General features: G+C 71.6%; 22 protein-coding genes. 14 read left to right on the top strand and 8 right to left on the bottom strand.

Annotated features, from left to right (window positions below):
• The 4 genes from narH to AMA02S_RS14580 all read left to right on the top strand — a co-directional run bounded on the left by narH (window position 1) and on the right by AMA02S_RS14580 (window position 4045).
• Window positions 1–1725 (top strand): nitrate reductase subunit beta, encoded by a 1725-nt coding sequence (gene narH, locus AMA02S_RS14595; protein ID WP_067457885.1) that lies wholly within the window; start codon window positions 1–3, stop codon window positions 1723–1725.
• Complete coding sequence (gene narJ / locus AMA02S_RS14590; protein WP_067457882.1) at window positions 1722–2423, top strand: nitrate reductase molybdenum cofactor assembly chaperone; 702 nt, start codon at window positions 1722–1724, stop codon at window positions 2421–2423. Before narH ends, narJ begins: the two co-directional genes overlap by 4 nt.
• The gene (gene narI, locus AMA02S_RS14585; protein WP_067457878.1) at window positions 2420–3142 is read left to right on the top strand and encodes a respiratory nitrate reductase subunit gamma; all 723 of its coding nucleotides are present in this window, start codon (window positions 2420–2422) and stop codon (window positions 3140–3142) included. The genes narJ and narI overlap by 4 nt, the downstream gene beginning before the upstream one ends.
• Before the next feature lie 192 nt (window positions 3143–3334).
• On the top strand, window positions 3335–4045 hold the full coding sequence (locus AMA02S_RS14580; RefSeq protein ID WP_084265153.1) for a DUF1707 SHOCT-like domain-containing protein: 711 nt from the start codon (window positions 3335–3337) through the stop codon (window positions 4043–4045).
• 37 nt (window positions 4046–4082) lie between these two features.
• Here the strand turns inward: AMA02S_RS14580 and AMA02S_RS14575 are convergent, their stop codons facing one another.
• Genes AMA02S_RS14575 through AMA02S_RS14565 form a run of 4 tightly spaced genes read right to left on the bottom strand, consistent with a single transcriptional unit; the run spans window position 4083 to window position 7386 of the window.
• Window positions 4083–4817 (bottom strand): sirohydrochlorin chelatase, encoded by a 735-nt coding sequence (locus AMA02S_RS14575; protein WP_067457875.1) that lies wholly within the window; start codon window positions 4815–4817, stop codon window positions 4083–4085.
• 11 nt (window positions 4818–4828) lie between these two features.
• Window positions 4829–5539 carry a phosphoadenylyl-sulfate reductase gene (locus AMA02S_RS14570; RefSeq protein ID WP_067457872.1) on the bottom strand — a complete coding sequence of 237 codons (711 nt, stop codon included), beginning with the start codon at window positions 5537–5539 and terminating at the stop codon, window positions 4829–4831.
• Window positions 5536–5700, bottom strand: a complete 165-nt coding sequence (locus AMA02S_RS44140; protein ID WP_084265152.1) for an Insertion element protein — start codon at window positions 5698–5700, stop codon at window positions 5536–5538. Before AMA02S_RS44140 ends, AMA02S_RS14570 begins: the two co-directional genes overlap by 4 nt.
• Before the next feature lie 15 nt (window positions 5701–5715).
• Window positions 5716–7386 (bottom strand): nitrite/sulfite reductase, encoded by a 1671-nt coding sequence (locus AMA02S_RS14565; protein WP_174550957.1) that lies wholly within the window; start codon window positions 7384–7386, stop codon window positions 5716–5718.
• Between the two features lie 707 nt (window positions 7387–8093).
• Between AMA02S_RS14565 and AMA02S_RS14560 the strand changes: the two genes are divergently transcribed.
• From AMA02S_RS14560 to AMA02S_RS14550, 3 genes are all read left to right on the top strand, one after another.
• Window positions 8094–9191, top strand: a complete 1098-nt coding sequence (locus AMA02S_RS14560) for a YihY/virulence factor BrkB family protein (protein WP_084265151.1) — start codon at window positions 8094–8096, stop codon at window positions 9189–9191.
• 57 nt (window positions 9192–9248) lie between these two features.
• On the top strand, window positions 9249–10235 hold the full coding sequence (locus tag AMA02S_RS14555; RefSeq protein ID WP_067457865.1) for a phosphotriesterase family protein: 987 nt from the start codon (window positions 9249–9251) through the stop codon (window positions 10233–10235).
• A gap of 93 nt (window positions 10236–10328) precedes the next feature.
• A complete protein-coding gene (locus AMA02S_RS14550) occupies window positions 10329–11024 on the top strand; it encodes a phosphoribosyltransferase (protein ID WP_067457862.1) in 696 nt (231 codons plus the stop codon).
• Between the two features lie 240 nt (window positions 11025–11264).
• On the opposite strand, the gene AMA02S_RS40270 is transcribed toward AMA02S_RS14550, so the two are convergent.
• The 4 genes from AMA02S_RS40270 to AMA02S_RS14530 all read right to left on the bottom strand — a co-directional run bounded on the left by AMA02S_RS40270 (window position 11265) and on the right by AMA02S_RS14530 (window position 14928).
• The gene (locus AMA02S_RS40270; RefSeq protein ID WP_021600082.1) at window positions 11265–11561 is read right to left on the bottom strand and encodes a WhiB family transcriptional regulator; all 297 of its coding nucleotides are present in this window, start codon (window positions 11559–11561) and stop codon (window positions 11265–11267) included.
• Window positions 11562–11744: 183 nt separating this feature from the next.
• Complete coding sequence (locus AMA02S_RS14540; RefSeq protein WP_067457859.1) at window positions 11745–12650, bottom strand: ferredoxin family protein; 906 nt, start codon at window positions 12648–12650, stop codon at window positions 11745–11747.
• Window positions 12651–12763: 113 nt separating this feature from the next.
• Complete coding sequence (locus AMA02S_RS14535; RefSeq protein WP_067457857.1) at window positions 12764–14335, bottom strand: glycerol-3-phosphate dehydrogenase/oxidase; 1572 nt, start codon at window positions 14333–14335, stop codon at window positions 12764–12766.
• On the bottom strand, window positions 14332–14928 hold the full coding sequence (locus AMA02S_RS14530) for a TetR/AcrR family transcriptional regulator (RefSeq protein ID WP_067457850.1): 597 nt from the start codon (window positions 14926–14928) through the stop codon (window positions 14332–14334). Before AMA02S_RS14530 ends, AMA02S_RS14535 begins: the two co-directional genes overlap by 4 nt.
• Before the next feature lie 59 nt (window positions 14929–14987).
• Between AMA02S_RS14530 and AMA02S_RS14525 the strand changes: the two genes are divergently transcribed.
• The 7 genes from AMA02S_RS14525 to AMA02S_RS14495 all read left to right on the top strand — a co-directional run bounded on the left by AMA02S_RS14525 (window position 14988) and on the right by AMA02S_RS14495 (window position 22492).
• Window positions 14988–16586: an FAD-binding oxidoreductase gene (locus AMA02S_RS14525; RefSeq protein ID WP_084265215.1), complete on the top strand. Its 1599-nt coding sequence runs from the start codon at window positions 14988–14990 to the stop codon at window positions 16584–16586.
• Window positions 16587–16588: 2 nt separating this feature from the next.
• Window positions 16589–17500: a diacylglycerol/lipid kinase family protein gene (locus AMA02S_RS14520; RefSeq protein WP_067457845.1), complete on the top strand. Its 912-nt coding sequence runs from the start codon at window positions 16589–16591 to the stop codon at window positions 17498–17500.
• Between the two features lie 154 nt (window positions 17501–17654).
• Window positions 17655–17888, top strand: a complete 234-nt coding sequence (locus AMA02S_RS14515; RefSeq protein ID WP_067457835.1) for a hypothetical protein — start codon at window positions 17655–17657, stop codon at window positions 17886–17888.
• Window positions 17889–18141: 253 nt separating this feature from the next.
• Window positions 18142–18558 carry a DUF485 domain-containing protein gene (locus tag AMA02S_RS45280; RefSeq protein WP_439951596.1) on the top strand — a complete coding sequence of 139 codons (417 nt, stop codon included), beginning with the start codon at window positions 18142–18144 and terminating at the stop codon, window positions 18556–18558.
• Entirely contained in the window at window positions 18555–20213 is a 1659-nt protein-coding gene (locus AMA02S_RS14505) for a monocarboxylic acid transporter (protein ID WP_084265150.1), read from the top strand. Before AMA02S_RS45280 ends, AMA02S_RS14505 begins: the two co-directional genes overlap by 4 nt.
• Before the next feature lie 89 nt (window positions 20214–20302).
• Window positions 20303–21829 (top strand): metallophosphoesterase family protein, encoded by a 1527-nt coding sequence (locus tag AMA02S_RS14500; RefSeq protein WP_067457832.1) that lies wholly within the window; start codon window positions 20303–20305, stop codon window positions 21827–21829.
• Window positions 21830–21985: 156 nt separating this feature from the next.
• Window positions 21986–22492: a DUF4234 domain-containing protein gene (locus AMA02S_RS14495; RefSeq protein ID WP_067457830.1), complete on the top strand. Its 507-nt coding sequence runs from the start codon at window positions 21986–21988 to the stop codon at window positions 22490–22492.
• Window positions 22493–22673: the final 181 nt, after the last annotated feature.

The raw sequence follows: 22673 nt of genomic DNA, 5'->3' as shown, positions 1-22673 counted from the left end.
ATGCGTGTGATGGCGCAGATGTCGATGGTGATGAACCTGGACAAGTGCATCGGCTGCCACACCTGTTCGGTCACCTGCAAGCAGGCGTGGACCAACCGGAGCGGCGTCGAGTACGTCTGGTTCAACAACGTCGAGACCCGCCCGGGGCAGGGCTACCCGCGCCGGTACGAGGACCAGGAGCGCTGGCGCGGCGGCTGGACGCTCAACAGGCGCGGCCGGCTCGCGCTCAAGGGCGGCGGACGGTTCCGCAAGCTGCTGACGATCTTCGCCAATCCCAAGCTGCCGGGCATCGGCGACTACTACGAGCCCTGGACCTACGACTACGAGACCCTCACCAACGCGCCGCTTCAGGAGCACACACCGGTCGCACGGCCCAAGTCGCTGCTGTCCGGCAAGGACATGGCGATCTCCTGGTCGGCGAACTGGGACGACGACCTCGGCGGGTCCCTCGACCACGGCGACCAGGACGTCCTGCTGAAAGAGATCTCCGACAAGGTGACGATGGAGTTCGACAAGACCTTCATGTTCTACCTGCCGCGGATCTGCGAGCACTGCCTCAACCCGTCCTGTGCGGCGTCGTGCCCGTCCGGCGCGATCTACAAGCGGACCGAGGACGGCATCGTGCTCGTCGACCAGGACCGCTGCCGCGGCTGGCGGATGTGCGTGTCGGGCTGCCCGTACAAGAAGATCTATTTCAACCACCGCACCGGCAAGGCCGAGAAGTGCACGTTCTGCTTCCCGCGCGTCGAGGTCGGCATCCCCACGGTCTGCTCGGAGACGTGCGTCGGGCGGCTGCGCTACATCGGGCTGGTCCTCTACGACGCCGACAAGGTGCTGGAGGCCGCGTCCACGCCCGATGACACCGGGCTGTACCGCGCGCAGCGCGAGGTGTTCCTCGACCCGCACGACCCCGGCGTCATCGCCGCCGCCGAGCGGGACGGGATCCCGCGCGACTGGATCGAGGCCGCGCAGCGGTCCCCGGTGTACGCGCTGATCAGCACCTACGAGGTGGCGCTGCCGTTGCATCCGGAGTACCGCACGATGCCGATGGTCTGGTACATCCCGCCGCTGTCGCCGGTCGTGGACGTCGTCCGCGACACCGGGCACGACGCCGAGGGGGCCGGCAACCTGTTCGCCGCGATCGACGCGCTGCGCATCCCCGTCGACTACCTCGCGCGGCTGTTCACCGCCGGGGACACCGCGCCGGTGGACGCCGTCCTGCGGAGGCTGGCGGCGATGCGCTCCTACATGCGCGACATCAACCTCGGTCGCGAACCCGACGAGGCCATCCCCGCAGGTGTCGGGATGTCCGGTGAAGCGATGTACGACATGTACCGGCTGCTGGCTCTCGCCAAGTACGACGAGCGCTATGTCATCCCCACCGCGCACGCCGAGCAGGCGCACAAGCTGGAGGAACTGGCCACTGACTGCAGCCTGGACTACGAGGGCGGGCCCGGCATGGGCGGCTGGGGCCCGTTCGGGGAGACCTCCGGCGGCGCACCGCCGATCGCCGTGGAGAACTTCCACATGCTCAGGCAGCGGCAGACCGCCGACGCCCCCGCCGACCCGGCCGCCGGGCGCACCCGCGTCAACCTGCTCAACTGGGACGGCAAGGGCACCCCCGCCGGGATGTTCCCCGCCCCCGACCGCGAACCGGGACCGGGACCGGGAGGGACCAACCCGCCCGCCGACTCCGGTGACGCCGAGACCGGGCGCCGGCCATGAGGCGCCGCCGCGGACCCACCGGCACCGACCCGATCCTGGCCTGGCAGGCGGCGTCGCTGCTGCTCGGCTACCCCGACGAGGAACTCCTGGACCGACGCCCGCTGCTGCGCCGTGCCACCGCCGGGCTTCCCCCCGGCACCGGGGCGCCGCTGGGCCGCTTCCTCGACCACCTGGACGCCACGCCCCTGTCCGACCTGGCCGCCGACTACGTCGCCACGTTCGACCACCGCAAGCGCTGCTGCCTCTACCTGACCTACTACGCCCACGGAGACACGCGCAATCGCGGCATGGCGCTGCTGCGCTTCAAGCGGGCCTACACCGCCGCCGGTCTTGTCCTGGACGACGGCGAGCTGCCCGACCACCTCGCCGTCGTGCTGGAGTTCGCCGCCACCGGCGATCCGCGCGAGGGACGGCGGCTGCTGCTCGAACACCGCGCGGGCCTGGAACTGCTGCGCCTCGCGCTCGCCGCCGACGCCTCGCCGTGGACGTCCGTCCTGGACGCGGTGTCGGCGACCCTGCCACCGCTCACCGGCCGGACCGAGGAGGCCGTCGCCCGCCTGATCGCCGAAGGCCCGCCCGAGGAGGAGGTCGGCCTGGCCCCCTATGGCCTGGCCCCCTATGGCGGGCGGGCCACCGGGCCGGTCCCGCTGCCCGATCCGGTCCTCCCGTCCGGGACGGCGCTGGGGGCACGCCGGTGACCGCCGTCCTGCTGTGGGTCGCGCTGCCCTACGTCACCGTCGCGGTCTTCGTCCTCGGGCATTACTGGCGCTACCGCTACGACAAGTTCGGCTGGACGACCCGCTCGTCCCAGCTCTATGAGAGCCGCCTGCTGCGGATCGGTAGCCCGCTGTTCCACGTCGGCATCCTGATCGTGCTGCTCGGCCACGTCGGCGGGCTCATCATCCCCGACAGCTGGACGGAGGCCGTCGGCATCGGCGAGACCGCCTACCACGTGGTGGCCGTCATCCTCGGCACTGTGGCCGGGGCGTGCACCCTGGCCGGGCTCGCGATCCTGATCTACCGCCGCCGCACCGTCGGGCCGGTCTTCTCCGCCACCACCCGCAACGACAAGATGATGTACGCGGTGCTCACGCTCGTGATCGTCCTCGGGCTGTCGGCCACCGTCGCCGCGAACCTGGTGGGCGGCGGCTACGACTACCGCGAGACGGTCTCGCCGTGGTTCCGATCGGTGTTCTCCCTGCGGCCCAAGGCCGACCTGATGGAGGACGTGCCGATCCTGTTCAAGCTCCACGCCCTCAGCGCGCTGCTGCTGTTCTGCATCTGGCCCTTCACCCGGCTGGTGCACATGCTCACCGCGCCGGTCGGCTACCTCACCCGCCCCTACATCGGCTACCGCAGCCGGGATGAGCGGCTCGGGACGACACCGCCCCGGCGTGGCTGGGAGCGCGTTCCCTGAGGCCCGCCGCGCCGGCTCCGCCGGGCTTCGGGACGGCCTGGCGAGGAGGGGCCGTGCAGGGTGGTGGCCGCGATTTGGGGGGAAGAAGAGCATGTCAAGGGCGGGCCCGCCGGTGCATCCTCCTGAAGTGGTGAGGCGATCTCGTTCGCGCGGCGGATTGCCCGTGGGCCGCGGGGGCATACTTTCGGAACCATGAGTCAGTCCAGTCCGCAGCCGGGACGGCCGTCCCAGAGCCGTCCCACGGACCGGCGCCCGGAGCCCCGTCCCGATGTCGTACCGGAGCAGGCGGCGGGCCCCGGCGGGTACCGGGCCTCCGACGCCGAGCGGGAGGCCGTGGTCGAGCGTCTGCGGGTCGCCTCGGTCGAGGGGCGGCTGACCTTCGAGGAGCTGACCGAGCGGACGGAGGCGGCCTACGTGGCCGTCACCCACAGCGACCTGGAGCGCATCACCCGCGACCTGCCCGGCATGGGCGCGCCCGGCGCGAACCCTGCCCCGCTGCAGGTCAAGCGCAAGTTCAGCGCCATCATGGGCGACTGCAAGGAGCGCATCGTCGGACGCATCGACGAGCGCCTGGAAGTGGTGTCGGTGATGGGCGACGTCGAGCTCGACCTGCGCGGCGCCCAGGTGCCCACCGGCGAGGTCACCGTGCACGCCACCGCCGTGATGGGCGACATCAAGATCATCGTCCCGGACGGGGTCTGTGTGCAGCTGTCCGGCCGGGCGGTGATGGGCGATCGGCGGATCACCGTCCGCGAACCCCGCCCCGGCACGCCCGTTCCCGTCGTGCACGTGATCGCCCACGCCATCATGGGCGACATCAAGATCGTGGACGACGCGCACCATGCGCCCCTCCGCAGCGCCATCGCCTCCTGGTGGAAGGACCGGGGCTCCGGCACCGCCTGACGGCGCTCCGGCGGCCACGGGCCGCCGGTCGGGCGGGTCAGACGGCGGCGACCTCGCGGGAGGCGGCCAGGGCCTCCTCGTAGCGGTGCACGGCCAGCTCCGCGATCTCCGGAGCCGCGCCGAGGACGGGGGAGACGGCCACGGCGCCCGCCGCGAGCGACTCGGCCCGCACCCGGTCGGCGAAGTGGCCCGGCGCCAGGATGTAGGACGCGATGGCGACCCGCGGGGCGCCCGCGTCGCGCAGCGCGGCCACCGCCTCGGCCGGGCCCGGCCGGGACGCGACCGCGAACGCCGGGACGACGCCCCGCCACCCCCGCGACCGCCACCCCCGCGCCAGCCGCCCGATGGTGGCGTTCGCCGAGGCGTCGGACGATCCCGCCGCGACCAGCACGACGGCCGTGTCCGGGTCGCCGGGGGCGACGTCCACCTCGGCCAGACGCCGCTCCAGGGCGTCCATGAGGAGCCCGTGCGGGCCCAGCGTCGCGGCCGTGCGCAGGTCCAGCCGCGGATGCCGGTGCCGGACGCGCCGCAGGACACCCGGGATGTCGGTCTTGCTGTGGTACGCCGCGGTGAGCAGGAGGGGGAGGACCACCGCCTCGTCCGCTCCGCCGCGCGCCAGCCCGTCCAGAACCCGGTCGGGAGCGGGCGGCGCGTGGTCCAGGAACGAGGCGTGGACGGGCACGTCCGGGCGGCGCGCCCGGACGGCGCCGAGCAGGTCCATGACCGTCGCGGCGGCGCGCGGATCCTTGCTGCCGTGCGCCACCGCGACCATGGGCGGCGTCCTCACAGGTGGATACCGCACTCGGTCTTGCCCATCCCGGCCCACCGCCCGCTGCGCGGGTCCTCGCCCGGCGCGACCGGCGAGGTGCACGGCGCGCAGCCGATCGAGGGGTAGCCGTCGTAGTGCAGCGGGTTGACCAGCACCCCGTTGTCCTCGATGTAGTTGTCCATCTCGTCCTGGGTCCAGTCCAGGATCGGGTTCACCTTGACCATGCCGCGCTTGCGGTCCCACTCGACGACGCGGCGGTCGCGGCGGCTCACGGTCTCGTCCCGGCGGATGCCGCTGAACCAGGCCATGTAGCCCTCCAGCGCCCGGCCGAGCGGCTCCACCTTCCGCAGGTGGCAGCACAGGTCGGGGTTGCGGCCGAACAGCCGGGGGCCGAGCGCGGCCTCCTGCTCCTTGACCGTCCTGGACGGTGTCACGTTGATGACGTTCACCGGGTAGACGGCCTCCACGGCATCCCGCGTCCCCACCGTCTCGGCGAAGTGGTAGCCGGTGTCGACGAACAGCACGTCGATGCCGGGCTTCACCTTCGACACCAGGTGGATCAGTGCGGCGTCCGACATGGACGAGGTCAGGCAGATCCGGTCACCGAACGTGGCCGCGGCCCAGCGGATGACCTCCAGCGTGGGCGCGCCCTCCAGGGCGGTCGCGGCGGACTCGACGATGTCCTCAAGATCGAGTGTGGGTCTGTCGGTCTCCAAAAGAGTCACCGAAAGTCCTCCTTGTGTGTTCGGGGCGCTCCAACACCGAGGAACTTCAACGTGAAAGAACGGACGCAGTCATGGCAGAACCACGCCCCCTCTTCTTCTCGCGGCTCAAGGTTCTCCTCGCCGCAGTACGGGCAGTAGAACGGCGCGGCACGTTCGCTCATTTCCGCTGCCCTGGATTACTTCAGGTCTGCTTCGTCGGCACGGCGCACCCACTCGGCGAACGTCTCGCCGTCGGTGCGCTGCGCGTCGAAGTTCCGCACGACCCGCTCGACGTAGTCGGTCAGCCCGGTCGAGGTCGTCTTCAGACCGCGGACCTTCTTGCCGAACGAGGCGCCGAGCTGCCCGCCCAGATGGATCTGGAAGCCTTCGACCTGGTCGCCGTTCTCATCCACGACGAGCTGGCCCTTGAGGCCGATGTCGGCGACCTGGATGCGGGCGCAGGCGTTCGGGCAGCCGTTGACGTTGATGGTCAGCGGTTGATCGAAGTCCGGGAGCCGCTTCTCCAGCTCGTCCATCAGGTCCATCGAACGCTGCTTGGTCTCGACGATCGCGAGCTTGCAGTACTCGATGCCCGTGCACGCCATCGTCTGGCGGCGGAAGGTGGACGGGCGGACCTGCAGGTCGTGCTCGGCCAGCGCGTCCGCGAGCGCCTCGGTGTTCTTCTCCGGCACGTCCAGGATGACCAGCTTCTGCTCGATCGTCGTGCGGACGCGGCCCGAGCCGTAGCGGGTCGCGAGGTCGGCGATGACGCCGAGCAGCTCGCCGTTCACCCGCCCCACCCGCGGCGCGAACCCGACGTAGAAGTTCCCGTCCTGCTGGGGGCGGATGCCGACGTGGTCGCGGCGGGCGAGCGGGGCGGCCGGCTCCGGGCCGTCCGGCAGCGCGTACCCGAGGTACTCCTTCTCCAGCAACTCGCGGAACTTCTCCGGGCCCCAGTCGTTCATCAGGAACTTCAGCCGGGCGCGGCTGCGCAGCCGCCGGTAGCCGTAGTCGCGGAAGATGGACGTGACGCCGTGCCACACCTCGTGCGCCTGCTCCGGCTTGACGAACACGCCGAGGCTCTTGGCGAACATCGGGTTCGTGGACAGCCCGCCGCCGACGTACACCTGGTAGCCGGTCTCGCCCGCCTCGTTCACGACGCCGGTGAAGGCGATGTCGTTGATCTCGTGGACGGTGCAGTGCGAGGTGCAACCCGACAGCGCCGTCTTGAACTTGCGCGGCAGGTTGGAGAACTCGGCCGAGCCGATGTAGCGGTCGTGGATGTCGCGCAGCTGCGGCGTCGCGTCGATGACCTCGTCCGCCGCGATCCCGGCCAGCGGGCAGCCGATGATCGTCCGCGGGGTGTCGCCGCACGCCTCCATGGTGTGCAGCCCGACAGCCTCCAGCGCTTCCCAGATCGCCGGGACGTCCTCGATCCGCACCCAGTGCAGCTGGACGTTCTGCCGGTCGGTGATGTCGGCTGTCCCGCGGGCGTAGCGGGTGGAGATGTCGGCGATGGTGCTCAGCTGGGCGCCGCTGAGCTGCCCGCCGTCGATGCGGATCCGCATCATGAAGTAGCGGTCGTCGAGCTCCTCGTCCTCCAGCGCGCCGGTCTTACCGCCGTCGATCCCGGGCTTGCGCTGGGTGTAGAGCCCGTACCAGCGGAACCGGCCGCGCAGGTCGGCGGGATCGATGGAGTCGAAACCGGCCTTGGAGTAGACGTCGATGATCCGGCGGCGGACGTTGAGCCCGTCGTCGTTCTTCTTGTTCTCCTCGTTCTTGTTCAGCGGTTCGCGATAGCCGAGGGCCCACTGGCCCTCGCCTTTCTTCTTGCGCTTGATCGCGGGTGGCACGGCGCGCGTCCTCATCTTGTGGTCGTGAGGGACACGTAGCGCACCGGCAGTCTCGAACAGCCGGCTCGGCACTGAGCAGGATGGGGCGAAAGGCGACGCCGATGCACCACGCGCCCGGGGCTGAGCAGGGCGTGGTCGGGGCGTCAGCGACAGATCGCGCTGCGGACGCGCAGGAAGTCGACGTGCCGGCGCTTCGCCAGCAACGGATCCGCAGCAGTCATGCCTAGACTCTGACACGACGTCTTGCGGACTGTCCAGTTACGTCCGGCATACGGACGCGTGAGAAGAGTCATCCCTGCCGCCTCCAGTTCACCTGTGGCTCCGCGGGAGGGACGGTGTCCGTCTCCGGCCGCGCGGCGTCCAGGCGCCCCTCACCGGGCGTAACGGGCCTTCGGCGGGTATCCGAGACGGGCTGGTGCTGGCAGTCGCACCACGAACCACCACGGCACTCCCCGTGGTGGCGCTCCCGGCATGACTGGCAGATCACACCTCCCATTGTCACCGATCGGCGGCGATGCTCGCACCTCCCCGTAACGATCATGGGCCGGACGACGTTCCGGGTCGTCAAAGCGGGTATGGGCGCGAGAATGTACGACCGGGGGATGGCACGCCCCCCGCAGTGACGGAGCCGAGGGGGCGGCCGGCACGCGACGCGCGGAGTGGATCACTGAAATGGGCGATGGGGAAAGTTTCGGGCACGTAACGCTCTACCGTGGGGCGGTGTGACCACCGTCTCCGGCGCCGCGGGCGTCACCCCGGCCGGGGAGCCCGGCCCCGGGGCGGGCGCGGGAACCGGCTCCGAGGGGCCGGGTACCGGGCTGCCCGAACGGGCCCGCGCGGGGGCGCGGACGGCCGCCCGGACGACGTGGACGCTCGTGCGGGGCACGGCCGTGGCGGCGTTCCGCTACCGCGTGACCGGACTGGCCGCCGAGGCGGCGTTCTTCGCCCTGCTGTCGCTTCCACCGCTGGTCATCGGGCTGATCGGCACGATGGGCCACTTTCGCGGCGCGCTCGGGGCCGAGACGGTCACCGACATCCGCACCTGGCTGATCGAGCACGCCCAGACCGTTCTGACCGGCCCGGCGGTGGACTCGGTCGTCGTGCCGCTGATCGACGACGTGATCAAGGGCGGCAGCCCCGACATCGTCTCGGTCAGCTTCCTGATCTCGCTCTGGGCCGGGTCGCGGGCCACCAACGTCTATGTCGACACGATCACCATCGCCTACGGCCTGTCGGGCATCCGCGGTGTGGTCCGCACCCGGCTGCGCGCGTTCTTCCTGTACCTCGTGGGTCTGCTGGTCATGCTGATCCTCATCCCGCTGCTGGTGGCGGGGCCCGCGCTGGTACGGCGCGCGCTGCCGGAGGGCGCGGGGTTCGTCCTGTTGTTCTACTGGCCGTTCGTCGTGTCGCTGTCGATCGCGTTCCTGGCGACCCTGTACCACATGAGCGTCCCGGTGCGGACGGCGTGGTGGCGCGAGGTGCCCGGCGCGGTCGTCGCGCTGCTGATGTGGATCCTCGGCAGCGTCACCCTCCGGCTCTACCTGACCGGTTCACTGAGCGGGGTGTCGGTGTACGGCTCGCTTGCCGCCGCCATCGCGGTGCTCGCCTGGCTATACGTGGCGGCGCTCGCGGTGTTGATCGGGGCGGCGCTGAACGCCGAGATCGACCGGCTATGGCCGAGCGTGGGGACCGCGCGGGCGCGCGCCGTCCGGGATGCGCAGCTGGAGCCGGCCGACGAACAGCCCGCGGAGCCGGGCGGGAACCCGGGCGCGGAGCCGGGTGGGGAGCCGTCCCGGAAGGGCGCCGACGATGGGGCGTAGGTAAAACTGCCGCGACTGACGTCCCGAAATGGCAAATATGTCGTAGCCTCGCCTGACATGACCCCCCGTGAGGAGACTGGCCGGCTCCGGACCGTGACCGGCACGATCGCGACGTCCGACATCACCGGTCCCGTGCTCTCCCACGAGCACCTGCAGATGGACCTGCGCTGGCCGGCCCGTCCCCAGCGGGCCGAGTCCGACCCCTACCGCTGGCTGGACGAGGAGAAGGCCGTCACGCGGGAACTGGCGGCGCTGCGCGGCGAGCACGGTCTCGGCCTCGTCGTCGACCTGACCTGCACGGGCATGGGACGCAACGCCGCCGCGCTCGCCCGGATCAGCGCCGGGGCGCGGGTCGCGGTGGTCGCCGGGACCGGCGTGTTCACCGAGCCGTTCCACCCCGGCTTCGTCCGGGAGGCGCTCGCCGCAGGCGCCACCGGGAGCGGTCCGTCGGGGGTCGACCGGCTGGCCGAGCGGCTGCTCGCCGAGATCGGCTTCGGTCTGGACGGCACCAACTCCCTGCCCGGCGTGATCGGGGAGATCGGCACGTGGGGCGAGGCGCCCACGGAGGCGGAGGAGGCGTGCTTGCGCGCCGCCGCCCAGGCCGCCCGCTACTCCGGACTGTCGGTGGCCACCTACGGTCGCGCGGGCGTCGCCCAGCTGGAGATCCTCACCGCGGCCGGGCTGTCCCCCGGGCGGGTCGCGGTCGGGCAGCAGGACCGCGTGGACGACCCGGGGCAGCACCGCAAGATCGCCGAGACCGGAGCGTACGTCTCGTTCGGCACGCTCGGGCTGGCGGGGGAGGAGCACGCGGCCATCGGCGCCCGCGTCCGCGGCGTCATGGACCTGCTGGAGGCCGGCCACGCCGACCGGGTGCTGCTGAGCACCGGCGTCTCCCGGATGTCCCACGTCGCCCGTAACGGGGGCGGCGGCTACGGCTACCTGTTCGAGATCTTCCTGCCCGCCCTCCGCGCCGCCGGCGCCGACGACGCGACCCTCGACGCCGTCCTGAAGGACAACCCCCTGCGCTGGCTGACCGGCGCCTGAACGTGCGTTCGAGGCAGGCGGGGCATGTAATCCGCCTCCAGCGTGGGTAGGGCTGACTAGAGGCTCTTAGCGACCCCGGGAGGGGGTGCGCCGATGCCCTGGAACAGAACCGCGCGCGACGACCCGCGGAAGGGCAGGCCCGTCCGGCTGCCCTACGCGGATCGAGCAGAGGCGGGGCGGGTGCTCGCCGGGAGGCTGGCTCCGCTGGGTCTGGAGGGCGCTGTGGTGCTCGCACTGCCACGCGGGGGTGTCCCCGTGGGGTACGAGGTCGCCCGGCGGCTCGGCGGCCCGCTGGACGTCCTGGTGACCCGCAAGATCGGATATCCGCCGCAGCCCGAGCTCGGCGTCGGGGCCATCGCGGAGGGCGGCTCACCGGTGTTCGACCGGGAGCTGCTCGGACGGCTCGGCCTGGCCGAGGACGACCTCGCGCCGATCGTGGACGCCGAGCGCGCCGAGTTGGACCGCCGCGTCCAGGTCTACCGGGGTGGCAGACCGCTGCCGGTGATGTACGGGCGGCCGGTGGTCATCGTGGACGACGGGTTCGCCACCGGCGGCACCGCCCGCGCGGCGCTGCGCGCGGTCCGCGGGCGCGGGCCGTCCCGGCTGGTGCTGGCGGTGCCGGTGGGCGCCGCGGAGACCGTCCGGTCGCTGGAGGCCGAGGCGGACGACGTGGTGGTCCCCGTGGCGCCCTGGGAGTTCCGGGCGGTCGGGCAGTGGTACCGCGACTTCGGTCAGCTCGCCGACGACGACGTGATCGCCTGGCTGGCGCGCTCGGGGACGGGCGCCTGAGAATGGATCGGTTGAATTTCCGGGAATAAGTCGCGCGGTGCGTCCTGGTGCGCTAAACGCACCAGAAATCCGGACGCCGTTGTAACGCACATGTGACACACATGTGACCGGGTGATCCACGGAGGTCCGGAGGTGTCCGGTTCCGGGCAACGCAAACGGCCCCGCAGTGCGGGGCCGTGACGTTTCTCGGTGGCGTGCCGGGGTGCGCGATGGGAGCGTTCGGGCGGACGGGTCGGTCCGCTAGGCGGCGTTGGCGCGACGCATGCGGCGACGGCGCTCGGATGCACGCTCGTCTTCGTTGAGGCCGCCCCACGTGCCGTACTTCTCGGGCCGGGACACCGCATAGTCCAGGCACTCCGTGCGGACCGGACAACCCATGCAGATCTGCTTCGCCTTGCGCTCGCGGATCTCACGTTCGGGCTGGCGCTCGCCGTCGGGACCGAAGAAGAGGACGAGGTCTTCCCCCCGGCACGCCGCGGCGTCCTGCCAGCCCCAGCTGGGACGAGGGAGGTTTGCCTGCCGACGTACCTGAGCCATGGAACACCCACCTTGATTGGTTTCGAACAATTTCGGGACGTGGACGCTCGACATGCTTCAGGAGACATGCGTCAGAAGCGCCGAATGGTCCAACGTCTGGAGTTGCCGCTCTGTTCCCCGTCCGGTTACTCCGGAAACCTGGGGTCGTGCGACAGGGAGCCCTCGAATGGGGCCTCCGCGAGATTACACGAGGGCCGCCTCGTTGAGAAGGGTGAGTTCCCTAACAACGTAGGTTCTCTGGTTCTCGCCGCACTCCGGGCCGCACGCGTGGGACTGCTGGACGGCCTCCACGACGACCCGGTAACGGCTCTCCCTGCTGGTGACGACCGCCTCGTAGCGCGAGGCCCCGGTGATGGACTCGATGGTGATCGCGTCCAGCCCCAGCAGCCCCGTCAGTGCTCTGACGTGGTGCTCCGCGGCCTGCGCGGGTTCCGGCAGTCCCGCCCGCCCGCGCAGCCGGTCGAGCACGACCTCGCCGCGCAGGTAGGCGTCCACCGCCGTCATGGCCTCGGTCTCGCCGAGGTCGCCGTAGTAGAGCCCGTGGGGAAGACATACCAAATTCGCTGCAAAACGGTCACCGCCGACATGTGTGGTTTCCCAGACAAGGCGCTCGAAACGTCCGGAGAGGGTGCGGGCCAGCGGGGCGCCCGTCCGCGCGCAGCAGGCGTTGCGCCGCCCATGCGTGCAGACCAGCAGGACGGGCTCGCGGACCGGTTCGCCGAAACCCGGGGGAGTGCCCGCCGCGAGGGCGTCGAGGTCGAGCCCGGCCAGTTCGGCCGGATCGGCGAGCTCGCGACCCTCGATCCAGACCTCGGTTCCGAGTGAGTACGCGGCGTACACCTGGAGGGGCGTCGTGCGCCGCCGGCGCCCCGGCCGGCGAATGAGCTGCGGGCGGATGCCCTTCGCCTGTGCCGCCCGGACGACCCGGGCGATCGCCTCGGGCTGGGCCAGTCGCTCGACGCGCTCGGGCCAGGGCCCGGGGTGCTCGATGAGCAACCAGGCCCCCGCCTTGGTTGTCGCACTGGCCAGGCACGGGCGCTCACCTGTGTGGCTGCCCGGACAGTGAGCACAGCCCTTCCCGCGCGTCAAAGAATCCCCCCGCGTTCATTGATCGCAATTAGGTAAGGGTAACCTAACACCTCCCGATTACGCCAGGCAGTGACAGAGTCCATACGGTCTGTTGACGACTTGTCACCCTTGAGTCACCTTGAGTCATTGCGCCCGTTGAGGCCGGTGTCGTCCTGGACGGGCAGGAGCGCCTCGGCGGCGGGCAGGGCGGCGGCGCGATCGGCCGCGACGAGTCCGATCCGCGTCCGCCGGTCGAGGAGATCGCCCGCGTCGAGGGCACCTTCGTGCCGGACGGCCCAGGCCAGTTCCACGCCCAGCACCGGCAGCCCCGGGACGACCGGCTGGAGCAAGGCCGGCTCGTCCTCCGCCATCGCGGCCAGAAGCGGCGCCTCCGCTCCGTACCGCTGGACCAGGCGTCTCGGGGCGTCCAGGGCGGCGAGCCGGTTGGGTGCGGCCGCGCCGACGAGCGGGATGCGCGCCGTGCGGCCCGGGCCCGCGTCCAGGCCGCGCGCCGCCACCGCCGCGTCCACCGCGTCCTGCGCCATCCGGCGGTAGGTGGTGAGCTTGCCGCCGACGATCGTGACGACGCCCTCCCGCGAGGTCAAGACGGCATGACGGCGCGAGATGTCGGCCGTGTCGCCGTCCCGCCCGGTGTCCAGCAGGGGCCGCAGACCGGCGAACGCCCCGATCACGTCGTCATGCCGCACCGGCACGTCCAACACCGAGCCGAGGACGTCGAGCAGGAACCCGATCTCGCCCTGTGTCGGCTCTGGCACGTCCGGGATGGGCCCGTCCGCCGGCTCATCGGTGAGACCGACGTACACCCGGCCGTCGCCCTGCGGGAGCACCAGAAGGAACCGTCCGCTCCCGCCCGGGACCGGGATCTGGAGCCCCGCCGACGTCCCGCGCAGCGCCTCCGCCCGCACGACCAGGTGGGTCCCCCGCGACGGGCGCAGCCGCACCCCCTCGACCAGGCCGCCCGCCCACACCCCGGCCGCGTTCACCACCGCGCGGGCCCGGACGGTGATCTCACGGCCGGTCAGCTCGTCCCGGACGAGCGCGCCGTCGCCCGCCAGCGCCACCGCCCGGCACCGGGTCAGGACGCGGGCACCGTGCGCGGCGGCGGTCCGCGCGACCGCGATGACCAGGCGCGCGTCATCGGCGAGCTGCCCGTCCCACGACAGCAGCCCGGCGCGCAGCCCGTGCGAGCGCAGCGCCGGCGCGAGGCGCAGCGTCTCGACCGCCGACAGCCGGCGCGGGCCGGGCAGCACCGAGCGCGGGGTGCCGGCGGCCAGCCGCAGCGCGTCCCCGGCACGCAGCCCGGCGTGGGCGAGCGCCGCGTGTGCGCGCGGCACCAGCGGCGTCAGCGGGAGGACGAACGGGAGCGCGCGGACCAGGTGTGGCGCCGTCCGGCACATCAGCACGCCGCGCTCGACGGCGCTCTCGTGCGCCACGTCCACCTGCCCGGAGGCCAGGTAGCGCAGCCCGCCGTGGATGAGCTTCGAGCTCCACCGGGACGTGCCGAACGCCAGGTCGTGGGCGTCGACGGCGGCCACCGACAGGTCGCGGGACGCGGCGTCCAGGGCCACGCCGGCGCCGGTCGCGCCGAGGCCGACGACCAGCACGTCCACGACCTCGTCCGGCAGCGCCGCGAGCTCACGCGCGCGGCGCGCGGCGTTGAGCGAGGACCGCTGGGGTGCGTTCACGGGGCGAGCATCCTCTCCAGGGTGTGCCGGAGCTCGTCGTCGAGGGCGTCGGCGGTGAGCTCCGGGTCGTCGTCGCCGGTCATCGTCGGTCCCGAGAGCGCGAACGACTGGACGACGAGCAGCACCGCGCGCGCCTGCCGGGCGGGATGGCCGGGGCGGATCGTCCCGTCCCGCTGCCCGGCCCGCAGCGCCTCCTCGAACAGCTCCAGGAACGCGTACTGGCTGGCGCCGAGCCGGTCCAGGACGTAGGGGAGCAGCAGCTCGGGGTCCACCTCGACGATCTTGCGTAGCAGTGGGTGGCCGCGGAACACGCGGACGCCGGAGACCAGCTCGTCCACCATCCGGGGCCGGACCGGCCGCCCGTCGTCGGGCGGCCGCACCGCGGCGCCGATCCCGACCCACTCGCGGGTCATCAGGTCCGCGACGATCGTGCGGACGTCCGGCCAGCGCCGGTACAGCGTCATGCGGGAGACACCGGCGCGGCGGGCGATGTCGGTGAGGGTCGTCCGGCGCACGCCGACCGCCAGCACGCAGTCACGCGCGGCGTCCAGCACGGCGTCGTCGGCCGTCTTGTTGTGACGATTCGACGTCATATGTCACAGTGTAAGCACACGGTGGGCGGGACATGGGAGGCGCGGTGGAGACGCGGGACATGCTGTGGAGCGGCTGGGGGGACCCCGCCAGGGCCACGCCGCTGCCGGAGCCGACGGTCGCGCTCCTGCGCGACCTGCTCGGCGTGCGGCCCGCGGGAGCCGCGCCGGTCGCCCTCCGGGACGTCGGGGTCCCGGCGAACCGGCTCTCCCAGGACGACCTGGACGCGCTGGCCGCGACGGTCGGCGCCGCCCATGTCCGCACCGGCGCCGAGTCGCGCGTCCGGCACACACGCGGCAGGTCCACCTCCGACCTGCTGCGCATCCGCACCGGCGAGACCTCCGACGCCCCCGACGCCGTCGTCCTGCCCGCCACCCACGACGAGGTCCTCGCCCTGCTCCGCACCTGTACGGCCCGGCGGATCGCCGTCGTCCCGTACGGCGGCGGCACCTCGGTCGTGGGTGCTCTCACCCCACGGGGCGCGAGCCTTCGCGGCGTGGGATCCGGCGGGTTCATCGCTCTTGACCTGCGACGGATGAACGCCCTGGTCGCGCTGGACGAGACGTCGCGGACGGCCGTCCTGGAACCCGGGCTGCGCGGCCCCGCGGTCGAGGCTCTGCTCGCCGGACGCGGCTACACGCTCGGGCACTTCCCGCAGTCGTTCGAGTGGGCGTCGGTCGGCGGGTTCGCGGCGGCACGGTCCAGCGGGCAGGCGTCCGCAGGATACGGGCGGTTCGACGACATGGTCGTCGGGCTCACCGTCGCCACCCCCGAGGGGACCCTGGACCTCGGACGCGCGCCGAAATCCGGCGCCGGGCCCGATCTGCGGCAGCTCGTCCTCGGCTCCGAGGGCGCGTTCGGGGTGATCACGTCAGTGACCGTCCGCGTCCACCCGGTGCCGGAAGCGAGGGCCTACGAGGGCTGGCGCTTCGTGTCCTTCGACCGGGGCGCCGCCGCACTGCGCGGGCTCGCCCAGGACGGGCCGCTCCCGGCCGTGCTGCGCCTCTCCGACGAGGCCGAGACCATGGCCGGACTCGCCGACCCCGAGGCGATCGGCTCCTCGGCGGACGCCGGGTGCCTGGCCGTCCTCGGGTTCGAGGGGACCGCGGCGGAGGTCGCCGGACGCCGCGCCGCGGTCGCGGAGACGCTCGCCGGAGCGGGCGGCGAACCGCTCGGCAGCGGCCCCGGGGACAGGTGGGAGCATGGCCGCTTCGACGCCCCCTACCTGCGCGACGCGCTGCTGGACGCCGGCGCGTTCGTGGAGACGCTGGAGACGGCCACGTTCTGGTCGGACGTCCCGAGGTTGTACGAGGCCGTCAGGTGCGCGCTGATCGGCGCGCTGGCCGGCGCGGGGACTCCGCCGCTGGTCATGTGCCACATCTCGCACGTGTATCCGTCCGGTGCGTCGCTCTACTTCACCGTGGTCTCCGCCCAGGGCACCGACCCGGTCGAGCACTGGGCGAAGGCCAAGCACGCCGCCTGCGACGCGATCATCGAGGCGGCCGGGACGATCAGCCACCACCACGGCGTGGGCACCGACCACCGCGACTGGTACGGCCAGGAGATCGGGCCGCTCGGCGGCGCGGTGCTGCGCGCCGTCAAGGACCGGCTGGACCCGGCCGGGATTCTCAATCCCGGCGTCCTCGTCCCGGGGGAGTAGCGATGGCATCGCCCCGCGCGTTCACCGCGGTCGTCAACCCGGCCGCGGGCGGTTCCGCGTCCGCCACCGGACCGGCGGGCAGGCTGATCCCGCTCGCCCGGCTGCTGCGCGAGGCGGGTGCCGACGTCACCGTCGAGTACAGCCGCGGCCTGGAGCACGCCGGAGCCCTCGCGCGCCGGGCGGCCGGGACCGGCCGCGTGGTCCTCGCGGTGGGCGGCGACGGCATGGTCGGCCGCGTCGGCGGCGCCCTCGCCGGGACGGACGCCGTCCTCGGCATCATGCCCGCCGGGCGCGGCAACGACTTCGCCCGCCAGCTGGGCGTCCCGTCCGGCGCGGGGGAGCTGGCGCGGCTGCTGCTGGAGGGGGAGCCACGGTCGGTGGACGCCATCGAGGCCAACGGCACACCCGTCCTCGGCAGCGTGTACGCGGGAGTGGACGCCGTCGCCAACGACAACGCCAACAGGACGCGGCTGCTGCGAGGCTCGGCGGCGTACTACGTCGGGGCGCTCCGTGCCATCGCGTCGTGGCGCCCGGCCGACTACCGGGTGACCGTGGACGGCGAGAAGCACCGGCGGCAGGGCTACACGGTCATCGCCGCCAATTCCGGCTACTACGGATCTGGCAAGCACATCGCGCCGAGCGCCCGCGTGGACGACGGACTGCTCGACGTCGTCCTGATCCGGTACGCGTCCAGAACGCTGTTCTTCGCCGTGATGCGGGAACTGGCGGACGGGTCGCACGTCCGGCGCCCCGAGGTGGAGGTGCTGCGCGGCCGGGAGGTACGGATCGAGCTCGAGGGGCCGTCCGCCGCGTCCGGTCGGACACTGCCGTACGGCGCGGACGGCGAGCTGCCCGGCGTGCTGCCCGTGACCGCCCGGGTGATGCCGGGAGCGCTCGGGGTGCTGGCCCCCTGACCTGGGGTTCCGGGGAGCCGGCGCCGCGGCGGAGACCGATGCGGTCCGAGATTTGGATCTCGCGTTTGGGTCGATTTACATCAACATTACGGCTCCCCGGATAGCGTCGTGTACGTCCCGCTTTCGGGACCTTGGGGCTGTCTGTGGAGGCATCATGGGAAGGCGACTCTTCGCCGTTCTGGGGGGACTCATGATGACCACGGGCGCCCTCATCGTGGTGGCGCCGGCGTCCCTGGGGGTGGCGTCGGCGCCCACCACGCTTCGCCTCAGGTGGGAGAGCCTTCTGCGGGAGGGCCTGCTCCGGGAGGCCACGACGCGCCCCGTTCCGATCAGGAGCCTGACCGCTCCGGCCGCCGGTGCGCCGCTCCGCCCGATCACCATGGCGTGACCCGCCCATACCGCACGGTTCATGTGAGGAAGATCACGGTCTAGCATCGGGGTCGCATCAGGCGGGTCTCCGTTCTCGCATGCCCGTCGAGTTCTTGGTCATTTGGCCTGCATCGGCCATCTCTGTGGTGCATCGTTGCCGCGGTTCTCGGTGAGATTCGCAGTGTGATCGTTCGGCGGAGGTGGTCGTGACAACCGAGTCATCAGGGCCGGGGCCCGCGTCAGGCGGGCTGGATAACGCGGCATATGCGCAATTGAGGCAATCGCCGGAGTTCGAGCGGCTGCGCCTCGCCTTCCGCCGTTTCGTCTTCCCCATGACGGCGGCCTTCCTCGTCTGGTACCTGCTCTACGTCGTGCTATCGGCCTACGCACGCGGCTTCATGGGGCACAAGCTGGTCGGCGAGATCAACGTCGCACTGGTCTTCGGCCTCCTCCAGTTCGTCTCGACCTTCCTCATCGCCTGGACGTACGAGCGGTACGCCCGCGGCAAGCTCGAACCACTCGCCGAGAACGTGCGCGGCGCCGCCGCGTCCGCGGGCGGCGGCGCGACGGCCGCCGGTTCCGTCCTCCAGAAGGAGAAGCCCGAGGCCACGCCCAAGGGCGAGGCCGCCGAGCCGCAGGCGTCCAAGGAGACCGGCGAGTCCAAGGCGTCCAAGGAGGACGGCGAGTGAGCCCCCAGCATTTCGCCGCCCCCGTGCTGGCGGCCTCCGACAGCGAGCACCGCACATTCTCGCTCGTCCTGTTCGCCGCCTTCGTGGCGATCACCCTATGGATCACCCTCTGGGCGTCGCGGCAGAACAAGACCGCCGCCGACTACTACGCGGGCGGTCGGCAGTTCACCCCGATCCAGAACGGGCTCGCCATCAGCGGCGACTACATGTCGGCCGCGTCGTTCCTCGGCATCGCGGGGCTGTTCGCGCTGTCGGGCTACGACGGCTTCCTGTACTCCATCGGCTTCCTGGTCGCCTGGCTGGTGGCCCTGCTGCTGGTCGCCGAGCTGCTGCGCAACTCCGGCCGGTTCACGATGGCCGACGTCCTGGCCTTCCGGATGCAGCAACGGCCGGTGCGCGCGGCCGCCGGCATCTCCACCATCGTGGTGTCGATCTTCTACCTGCTGGCCCAGATGGTCGGCGCGGGCGCGCTGGTCGGCCTGCTGCTGGACGTCGACGGCGAGAGCGCCAAGATCTGGACGATCGTCGTGGTCGGCGCGCTGATGATCTTCTACGTGACGGTCGGCGGCATGAAGGGCACCACGTGGGTGCAGGTCGTCAAGGCCGTCATGCTGATGACCGGCGCGGTCGTCATGACGGTGTGGGTGCTGTCGAAGTACAGCTTCAACCTGTCCGACCTGCTCGGCGCCGCCGCCGACAAGAGCGGCAAGGGGGACGCGTTCCTCAAGCCGGGCCTGAAGTACGGCGCCACCGATGTGTGGTCCAAGCTCGACCTGCTGTCGCTCGGCCTCGCGCTCGTCCTCGGGACGGCCGGGCTGCCGCACATCCTGATCCGCTTCTACACCGTCCCGACGTCCCGCGCGGCCCGCACGTCGGTCAACTGGGCCATCGGGATCATCGGCGTGTTCTACCTGATGACGCTGGTCATCGGCTTCGGCGCCGCGGCGCTCGTCGGTGGCAAGGCCATCGCGGCGCAGGACAAGGGCGGCAACACGGCCGCGCCGCAGCTCGCCCAGGAGCTCGGGGGCGGGGCGGGGTCGACGGGAGGTGCGATCTTCCTGGCGATCATCGCGGCGGTCGCGTTCGCGACGATCCTCGCCGTGGTCGCGGGGCTCACGCTCGCCTCGTCGTCCTCCTTCGCGCACGACCTGTTCGCCAACGTGTTCAAGCGCGGCAAGGCCACCGAGCGGGACGAGGTGCTGGTGGCGCGGTACGCGGCCGTCGTCATCGGCGCTGTCGCGATCTTGTTGTCGATCTTCGCGCGCGGGCTGAACGTGGCGTTCCTGGTCGCGCTGGCGTTCGCGATCGCCGCGTCCGCCAACCTGCCCACGTTGCTGTTCTCGCTGTTCTGGAAGCGGTTCAACACCGTGGGCGCGGTCGCGGGCATCTACGGCGGGCTCGTCTCCGCGGTCGGGCTCGTGCTGCTCAGCCCGATCTGCTGGGGCGGCAAGTCCGACACCATCCCCAAGGGCAACCTGGACGCGTTGTTCAGCGAGACCACGGTGGCGCCGATCCCGTTGCAGAACCCCGGGCTCATCTCGATCCCGATCGGGTTCCTATGCGCCTACCTCGGCACCGTCCTGTCGAAGGAGCGCACGGACGAGAAGTTCGCGGAACTGGAGGTCCGGTCGCTGACCGGAACCGGCGCCCACTGAGACCAGTCGGCGTCGGCCACGTCGCTTGACTGGCGGAACACCTCCGGGACAGGCTGTGAGCATCCCCTCACTCCCCCCGGAGGTGTTCTGTGCGTGCCGAGGAAACCCCCGGGCCCGCGCCGGTAGCCGACAACTCGCGGACCTCCGAGTCCGGCGCGGGCTGGACGTGCCAGAAACCCGGCACGTTTCAGGAACTGCTCCCCGAGCGCGTACCGGACTTCTCCTGGCGACGTCCCAGGGTGCTGTGGCGCTCTCGCAACGACGTGCTCGCCCGTCTCTTCGGCGACCCGACCGACGCGATCCGCAGCCGCTGCGTCGCCGCGCTCCGCGAGCGCGGGACGCCCGCGACGTTCACCGTGCACCGCCCCGCGTCCGAGTTCTCGTTCGTGCTGCTCGGCGACACCGGCGAGGGCGACAAGTCGCAGTACGCGGTGGTCCCGCCGCTCCTGCACGCCGCCGCCGACACCGACTTCATGATCATCGCCAGCGATGTCATCTACCCCACCGGGGACGCGAAGGAGTACCCCGACAAGTTCTTTCGCCCGTACAAGGACTACCCCGGCCCCATCTACGCGATCCCGGGAAACCATGACTGGTACGACGGGCTGCGCGGCTTCCTGCACATCTTCTGTGACCTGGACGAGGACTGCTCGCCCCCGCGCTGGGGCGGGGCCCTCGGGTTCCTGCCCCGCCTGCTCTGGCGGCAGCCCGGAGCGGTCGACGCGGGCGTCCTCGCCGAGGCGCGGCGCACCTACCGGGGCGCACCCGGCCAGCAGGCCGCGCAGCCGGGACCGTACTGGGCGATCGACACACCGTCCCTGCGCATCATCGGCATCGACAGTGGAATCACCGGCCGCGTCGACCGTGAGCAGGGCGAGTGGCTGCGCGAGGTGTCGGCGGGCCCCAAACCCAAGATGCTGATCACCGGCAAACCCATCTACGTGGACGACGACCACCGTCCGGGCGCGATCGAGGGCGGCGGAACGGTCGACGCGATCGTCCGCGACCCGGCGCACCACTACGTGGCGGCGATCGGCGGCGACATCCACAACTACCAGCACTACCCGGTGCCGCTGGACGACGGCCGCACCATCCACTACCTGGTGTCGGGCGGTGGCGGCGCGTTCATGCACGGCACCCACATCATCCCGCGGACCCGCGTGGTGGAGGAGTCCGAGTTCCGCTGCTACCCCCTTCGGGGCGACTCCCTGTCCCGCTACAGCAGGCTGTACGGACACTGGCTCCGCCTACCGAAGCTCTTCGAGCTCACCCCCCAGGAGGCGACCGCGGCCATCGAACACCGACTCGGCATCGAACCGGGCCGCGGTTACCTGAATCCCTCACCGTCCCGCCGCGCCCGCTTCGTCGCCGGCGTGCTCGGCGTGCCGCGCGGCCGCCGCGTCCGTCCGCGCTTCGCGCGCCTGCCCGTCCGCAAGCTCCCGCAGCGGTTCCGTTCCGAGCTGGCCGACTGGGACACCCCGCCGTTCTTCAAGAACTTCCTGCGTGTGGACGTGACGGAGAGCGAACTCCGCATCCGTTGTTACGCCGCGACAGGCTGCGGGGATCACGAAACGTCACCACCGTGCGAGGACGACGTGCCGATCTCGCTGCGCTAGATCACAAATCAGACAAACTTGCAGGATATGCCAACGAATCTGTGCGATCCTTCCCCGTCTGCGACCGCAACCCCGTTACAGTCTTGGCTCACCAATCGGGTGAACGGTAACGGACGGTCGGCCGGAAAACGACCGCGTCCTCAGGAGAGCGACTCAATGAGTTACCCCCAGCAGGGTCAGGGCCAGCCTTACCAGCAGCAGCAGGCATACCAGGGCGGCTACGCCCCTGCTCAGCAGCAGCCACAGGCGCCCGTCGCCCACGGCGCCGGAGCCAACATGAAGCGCCGCAACCCCGTCGGCGCCTGGCTCGGCCTGCCGATCATCACCTTCGGCATCTACGGCATGGTGTGGTTCTACAAGGTCCACGTCGAACTGCACGAGTACGACCGCCGCATCGACAACGCCGCCACCAACGCGCTCCTGTCGATCCTGTTCGGCAGCATCACGCTGGGCATCTGGCCCCTCGTCATGTGGTGCAAGCTCGGCGGCCGCATCGCCCAGGCCCAACGCGCCGCCGGCCTGCCCGCCAGCTGCAGCGGCGGCATGGGCTTCCTGCTCGGCATCCTCGGCTTCGGCGTCCTGTACTACCAGCTCCAGCTCAACAAGGTCACCGACCGCTACGGCGAGACCCAGCCAGGACAGCAGGTCTCGCTGGTGGCGTAGTTTTCCTGGGGGAGCGACCCCCATACCCCCCGGCTGCGCGGCTCGTCACCTCCTCACTCGCTAGCGCTCGCTGCGGGGGCACGGCGCGCCGGGCATGCCCGCTGCGCTCGCAGAGCTCGCTCCGCGTGCCTGTCCCGTAACCGCCGGCTGAGGTTCAACCCTGCCGGGGTGCGGTTCAGAC

It is taken from the genome of Actinomadura macra NBRC 14102, assembly GCF_001552215.1.
In the GTDB taxonomy this organism is placed as follows: Bacteria; Actinomycetota; Actinomycetes; order Streptosporangiales; family Streptosporangiaceae; genus Spirillospora; species Spirillospora macra.
This window is presented reverse-complemented; position numbering and strand designations above follow the sequence as displayed.

Coding starts and splice junctions, on each gene's coding strand:
- AMA02S_RS14515 (WP_067457835.1), top strand. CDS start 17,655: ATGGGAAGGCGACTCTTCGCCGTTCTGGGGGGACTCATGATGACCACG.
- AMA02S_RS14550 (WP_067457862.1), top strand. CDS start 10,329: ATGCCCTGGAACAGAACCGCGCGCGACGACCCGCGGAAGGGCAGGCCC.
- AMA02S_RS14495 (WP_067457830.1), top strand. CDS start 21,986: ATGAGTTACCCCCAGCAGGGTCAGGGCCAGCCTTACCAGCAGCAGCAG.
- AMA02S_RS14575 (WP_067457875.1), bottom strand. CDS start 4,817: ATGGTCGCGGTGGCGCACGGCAGCAAGGATCCGCGCGCCGCCGCGACG.
- narJ (WP_067457882.1), top strand. CDS start 1,722: ATGAGGCGCCGCCGCGGACCCACCGGCACCGACCCGATCCTGGCCTGG.
- AMA02S_RS14565 (WP_174550957.1), bottom strand. CDS start 7,386: ATGAGGACGCGCGCCGTGCCACCCGCGATCAAGCGCAAGAAGAAAGGC.
- AMA02S_RS14520 (WP_067457845.1), top strand. CDS start 16,589: ATGGCATCGCCCCGCGCGTTCACCGCGGTCGTCAACCCGGCCGCGGGC.
- narH (WP_067457885.1), top strand. CDS start 1: ATGCGTGTGATGGCGCAGATGTCGATGGTGATGAACCTGGACAAGTGC.
- AMA02S_RS14580 (WP_084265153.1), top strand. CDS start 3,335: ATGAGTCAGTCCAGTCCGCAGCCGGGACGGCCGTCCCAGAGCCGTCCC.
- AMA02S_RS40270 (WP_021600082.1), bottom strand. CDS start 11,561: ATGGCTCAGGTACGTCGGCAGGCAAACCTCCCTCGTCCCAGCTGGGGC.
- AMA02S_RS44140 (WP_084265152.1), bottom strand. CDS start 5,700: ATGAGCGAACGTGCCGCGCCGTTCTACTGCCCGTACTGCGGCGAGGAG.
- AMA02S_RS14555 (WP_067457865.1), top strand. CDS start 9,249: ATGACCCCCCGTGAGGAGACTGGCCGGCTCCGGACCGTGACCGGCACG.
- AMA02S_RS14525 (WP_084265215.1), top strand. CDS start 14,988: ATGCTGTGGAGCGGCTGGGGGGACCCCGCCAGGGCCACGCCGCTGCCG.
- AMA02S_RS14530 (WP_067457850.1), bottom strand. CDS start 14,928: ATGACGTCGAATCGTCACAACAAGACGGCCGACGACGCCGTGCTGGAC.